Raw genomic sequence first — 4,796 nt, forward strand, 5'->3', positions numbered from 1 at the left:
GTGATCGCCACCGTGCTTTTCGTCGTGCTGCTGGCGATATTTGTCCTCGGCGTGAGAGGCAATGGTGGATAGCGAGATACCCAACCGCAAGGGCATCCTTGCATCGAAGTGATGAAGCCTGTGGCGAATGGTTCGTCCGTGTGGTCGAGGAAGATCAGGGACTAACCCGATCATTCGAACTGGAATCGCTCGCCCTAGCCTTCGCGGAAGGCCAGCGAATACGCCTGCATCTCGATAAGTTTGCCCCTCTGTAGGGCGTGACCGACCAGCGCATCACCGGCGGGCTAGTTCACAGACAGCTCGTCGGTCAGGCCCGGCGCCTATTTGGCATTCCCTCTGTCAAAAGGGTGTCGAGCCGCATGGCCGGGGAGGAACTCTCGGGCACTTTGTCCCGGCAATCTGAGACCAGATGGACCGCGCTAATTTACCACTAGCTAAGCTGCTCACTTGAGATCATAGTGCCGGCACTGATGAATTGGTAGGCTGCCCGCCCACACCCGAAACCGGCCTGCCACTTGCCGGCGACGCCTTCCCCAAGACGACGTCCGCCGGCTTTTCCTTCCCCTATATCGCTGTGCTCCATCAGCCTGCCAAGCCGCCGGTGCGATGCTGCATGGCATCGAAAATGACCTCGAGCACGCTCCAGACTTCTTCGTTGATCTCGTCGGCGGGAATCCCTTCTCTGTCGGCCGCCTTCATCGCCTCGTCTGCAAGATCGCTGATGGCCACGGGATCGTCGGTGATGGCGTTTGGAAGATGTTCTGCCATCCATCTGTCGAGAAAGTTGACCCCGCGCGTGCTCATCGAAAGATGGCCCACCAGATCGCGAACGCACCCGGCGCAAGCAACAAGGCAGCGGCCAGTAGCAATACGCCCTTGCGGTACTGCCATCTCGGCGGCGGGCTTGGCATCAGTCGTTCGGGATTTCGTCCTGCGTCCATGGTGAACCAATTTGCCCGGCGATGTTAAGTTCCGCTTCGTGCTGTTTGGCTGCTCCTGTCAGCGTAAGCCCTGCATGATGAATTTGTATATCGTGCCAATTTCTTCATCGATCTCTTGGCCGGGAATGCCTTGGCTCTGCGCCGCCTGCTTCGCGTCCACGGCCATCTCGATCAGCAGCAGCACCGGGTCGATGATCGGGTCGTCCGGCAAATGGTCCAATACCCAATGGTGGAGAAAATCGTTGCCGCGCTTGCTCATTCTTCCCTGAAATCCTGCAGCGAGGCGTGCCCAAATCTTCCTCCCCACGTAAGTGCTTTACACGGCCGATAATGCCTGGTTTGACCCATTGCGTCGCCGGTCGTTTCATTCCCTTCGGCGCCGGCCCGGCGTGTTCCTGTACGCGCCTCCACAGCCGCTCGCGAATAGCGCGGCTGGAATTGATGAAAGCTGAGCCGACATAGCGCCATGTGCCGCGCTCGGCCATCAAAGCAAACGCCGGCTTGCCTACCTCGCGCTCGACCCCGATCAGTTCGTATTCATCGACCGAATAGCACTTCGCCTTCAGCCAGTTTGTGGATGGCCCGCTGCGGTATATGCTGTCGCGCCGCTTCGACACCATCCCCTCGAGGCCGGCCTGGTCGAGCAGATGATAGATGGCCTCAGCCTCGCCCGGCAGTGGCTCGCTGAACTGAATGCGCCCGTCAGGTTCGATCATGCTGGCCAGGATCTCGCGGCGCTCCTCTAGCGCCATGTCGCGCAGATCGTGGCCGTTGAGGTGGAGCAGATCGAAGGCAACGAAATAGAGGTCATGCTGTCGGCGGGTGATTGCCTTGCGCAGTTCGCCGAAGTCCGACAGTCCCGCCTCGTTTAGCACGATGATTTCGCCGTCGACGATCGCGCTTTCGGCGCCGAGTGTCTTGGCCTCTGTCACCAGGTCGCGATATTTCGCCGTCCAATCGTGGCCGTTGCGCGTGTAGATCGTGGTACCGTCTTCATCGATGATGAGCTGCGAACGGTAGCCGTCGAACTTCATCTCGTGAATCCAGTCGTCGCCCTCGGGAGGCTTCTCCACCAGGGTCGGCATCAAAGGCGCGACAAACCTCAAACGCATGCACAAGACTCACCAAGCCGCGACTCAAGCTGCGAGCCTCCAATCGGTTCCGGAACATTTTAGCTAAGTTGCATGTTTCAATGACTACCGCGATGAAACGAGCGACAAAAAATGGCCCGAGCACCGAGAGTCGGCGACGAGATCACGCTATCGGCCACCATCCTGAAAGTGATGGATGACGGCGTGTCGAGCGTGAGCATTCCCTCATATAATTTCCCGCTTGCCATCGACACGCCGAGGAATGCCAAGGCGGGCCAGAAGCTCGAAATCAGTGGGTTTGCTACGCGAGTTGATGCAGAGGATGGAAAAGTCACCGTTCGTATCGATGGTGGTGGCCTTGTCACTGTGGATATCGATGCCATCACTGCCATGTCATCGACACCGCGGGTGAAAGTTCGGGAATAACGCTGGTTGCGGAACCTTGGCAGTCCTCTCCTGTTGTGTGAAAACAGGAGGCATTGGCCATGGCAGACGACAAGAGCAAGCGTGATTTTCGCGATCGCCAACGGGTGTCTGGCGATGAGCAATATGAAGTCGGCTATTTCGCCAGCAAATTTGGCCGTACGATTCCCGAGGTTAGAGAACTCATAAAAAAGCATCGCAACGACCGTGAGACGCTGGAGCGCGATGCCAAGGCGCTCGGCAACCGATGACAAAGCTTTCGCATCTTGGCCCGCCGATCACGGGCCGTCGGCATGACGGCAAGCCAGTACCTGCGCAGGAGCATTTTTACGCTTGTCCGATTTGCGGCCAGTCAGTGGATAAACGCGATCTGCGGCAGGTCATCTGGCATGAGCAACCCGGCCATGAGGCATTGGAGCTCGATTCCTAGTCCTTCAACGCCCGCAGACAGCAAGGCCATTAGCCCGGCTCCTGCTCAACAAGGCGGTACCGGAAGTGACTGCGGATGTGCTCGTTGAAATAACGGCCTTTGGCGAAGGCAGATCTGAACGCGGTAAAGCTCTCAAGCGGTACGTCCAAGAACTCGTAATGCTTCCCGCTTGCCACAAACCAGACCGAGAGTACCCTGGTGTTCGGGTCATAGTCGAACTTGCGTATCGAGGTCGATGGCATGGCGTCCAAAAGAGCTGACCGGCGCAGGGCAGCAGGCGAGTATGATCTATGATTAACCCAGCGGACTCAACGGGCGGCGGAGGGGTTTGTTGCATCCGGCCGACAGCCAGAAACCCGATGCTATGAAGAGTTGGACCACGGCCGCCAAACAACCGCATCACCTATCCCCCATATCCGCCCTGAAATAAAAACCCGCCGGCCGGAGCCAGCGGATAGGGCAGGGATACCAGCATGATCAACGACCGGCAGCGGTGATGGCCAGGCTGGCCACCCGCGTGTTGAAGAAGGTGTGAAGTTGCCCAGCGCCGAAGGACGAGAGCGGCACAGGAGATGATTAGAGCGTCGGTTAGGCCGCTCTGTTGATCAACTGGTCGCGGGTAACTGTTAGCTCTCGCGGGGTGATCCCAAATTTGACGCTGTTGCCGGCGCGCTTAAGCCGCCCGAAGCATATTCCTAACTTCAATCAAGATGGTCGCAAGAGGACAGAGCTTTGGGATGTGGCCGCTCGATGCAAGGCCGGGAAATGCGGCGCGCAGTCCGGCGAGAATGATCTTTTCGCCCTCGCGGTCCGCCTCGGTCACCGGCGAGGAATCTGATTTCCGGTCGACCGCGCAGCCGGCATGGAAAACGCGCATCACCTCGCGCCTGCCCGCCGCTCGAAAGATTTCACCATCCGTTCCTCGTCAGATGCCGCCGCTGTGGTGTTGGTCTTCGGCAATGTCGCGCTTCTTCAGCCAGTGTTCCAGGGCGTCTACCATCTCCTCGGCCGATTTGCCGAGTGTCTTGAGATGGATTTCCGGGTTTTCCGGCGCTTCGTAAGGGGAATCGACGCCGGTGAAATTCTTGATCTCGCCATTCAGTGCGCGCGCATAGAGGCCCTTCGGATCACGCCTGGCGCATTCCTCGAACGGCGTATCGACAAACACCTCGATGAACTCGCCGTCGGCCATCAATTCGCGCGCCATGCGCCGCTCGGCGCTGAACGGCGAAATGAACGACACAATGACGATCAACCCGGCATCTGCCATCAGCCGCGCCACTTCGGCGACGCGGCGGATGTTCTCGACGCGATCGGCGTCGGTGAAACCAAGATCGCGGTTGAGACCGTGACGGACGTTGTCGCCATCCAGGATATAAGTATGGCGGCCGGTGGCGAACAGCTTCTTTTCGAACAGGTTGGCGATGGTCGACTTGCCGGAGCCCGACAGCCCGGTGAACCAGAACACGGCGGGCCGCTGGTTCTTCATGTCGGCGCGGACGCGTTTGCCGACATCGAGCGATTGCCAATGGATGTTTTCGGCGCGGCGCAACGAGTGCAGGATCATGCCGGCGCCGACCGTGGCGTTGGAGATGCGGTCGATCAGGATGAAGGCGCCGGTGATGCGGTTCTCGGCGAAGGGATCGAAGGCGATCGGCGTCCGCGTCGAGATGTTGCAGATGCCGACTTCGTTCATGTCGAGCGACTTGGCCGCTTCATGGGCAAAGTTGTTGACGTTGATCCGGTATTTCAGGTCGGTCACGGTGGCGCTGGTCTGATCGGTCTCGGTGCGCAGGATGTAGGAGCGGCCGGGCAGCAGCGCGTGTTCGTCGAACCAGACGATGTTGGCGGCGAACTGGTCTGCGACCTGCGGCCGTGCGGCAGGCGAAACCAGCATGTTGCCGCGTGATA

Annotated in this window: 6 protein-coding genes and 1 pseudogene; 2 read left to right on the forward strand and 5 right to left on the reverse strand. The window is 59.1% G+C overall.

The annotated features are described in order from the left end of the window. Positions 1 to 582 precede the first annotated feature (582 nt). The 3 genes and pseudogenes from NKG99_RS35315 to NKG99_RS35325 all read right to left on the reverse strand — a co-directional run bounded on the left by NKG99_RS35315 (position 583) and on the right by NKG99_RS35325 (position 2,053). Positions 583 to 819 carry a hypothetical protein gene (locus NKG99_RS35315; protein ID WP_352874066.1) on the reverse strand — a complete coding sequence of 79 codons (237 nt, stop codon included), beginning with the start codon at positions 817 to 819 and terminating at the stop codon, positions 583 to 585. A 180-nt stretch (positions 820 to 999) separates the two neighbouring features. Beyond that, positions 1,000 to 1,200, reverse strand: coding sequence for a hypothetical protein (locus NKG99_RS35320; RefSeq protein ID WP_352874067.1), 201 nt, complete (start codon positions 1,198 to 1,200; stop codon positions 1,000 to 1,002). Then, positions 1,197 to 2,053, reverse strand: a pseudogene (locus NKG99_RS35325) (ATP-dependent DNA ligase). Before NKG99_RS35325 ends, NKG99_RS35320 begins: the two are co-directional and overlap by 4 nt. Positions 2,054 to 2,164: 111 nt before the next feature. Between NKG99_RS35325 and NKG99_RS35330 the strand changes: the two are divergent. Both NKG99_RS35330 and NKG99_RS35335 read left to right on the forward strand, forming a co-directional pair. Then, positions 2,165 to 2,458 carry a hypothetical protein gene (locus NKG99_RS35330; RefSeq protein ID WP_352874069.1) on the forward strand — a complete coding sequence of 98 codons (294 nt, stop codon included), beginning with the start codon at positions 2,165 to 2,167 and terminating at the stop codon, positions 2,456 to 2,458. A gap of 59 nt (positions 2,459 to 2,517) precedes the next feature. Beyond that, entirely contained in the window at positions 2,518 to 2,706 is a 189-nt protein-coding gene (locus NKG99_RS35335; RefSeq protein WP_352874071.1) for a DUF3606 domain-containing protein, read from the forward strand. A 208-nt stretch (positions 2,707 to 2,914) separates the two neighbouring features. On the opposite strand, the gene NKG99_RS35340 is transcribed toward NKG99_RS35335, so the two are convergent. Continuing rightward, positions 2,915 to 3,127, reverse strand: a complete 213-nt coding sequence (locus tag NKG99_RS35340) for a KTSC domain-containing protein (RefSeq protein WP_352874072.1) — start codon at positions 3,125 to 3,127, stop codon at positions 2,915 to 2,917. Between the two features lie 683 nt (positions 3,128 to 3,810). Then, a partial coding sequence (gene cysC, locus NKG99_RS35345; RefSeq protein WP_352874074.1) for an adenylyl-sulfate kinase occupies positions 3,811 to 4,796 on the reverse strand: 986 nt, incomplete at its 5' end.

Origin of the sequence: Mesorhizobium sp. M1409 (genome assembly GCF_040317535.1) — a bacterium.
Lineage (GTDB): Bacteria > Pseudomonadota > Alphaproteobacteria > Rhizobiales > Rhizobiaceae > Mesorhizobium.

Coding starts and splice junctions, on each gene's coding strand:
- NKG99_RS35320 (WP_352874067.1), bottom strand. CDS start 1,200: ATGAGCAAGCGCGGCAACGATTTTCTCCACCATTGGGTATTGGACCAT.
- NKG99_RS35330 (WP_352874069.1), top strand. CDS start 2,165: ATGGCCCGAGCACCGAGAGTCGGCGACGAGATCACGCTATCGGCCACC.
- NKG99_RS35335 (WP_352874071.1), top strand. CDS start 2,518: ATGGCAGACGACAAGAGCAAGCGTGATTTTCGCGATCGCCAACGGGTG.
- NKG99_RS35340 (WP_352874072.1), bottom strand. CDS start 3,127: ATGCCATCGACCTCGATACGCAAGTTCGACTATGACCCGAACACCAGG.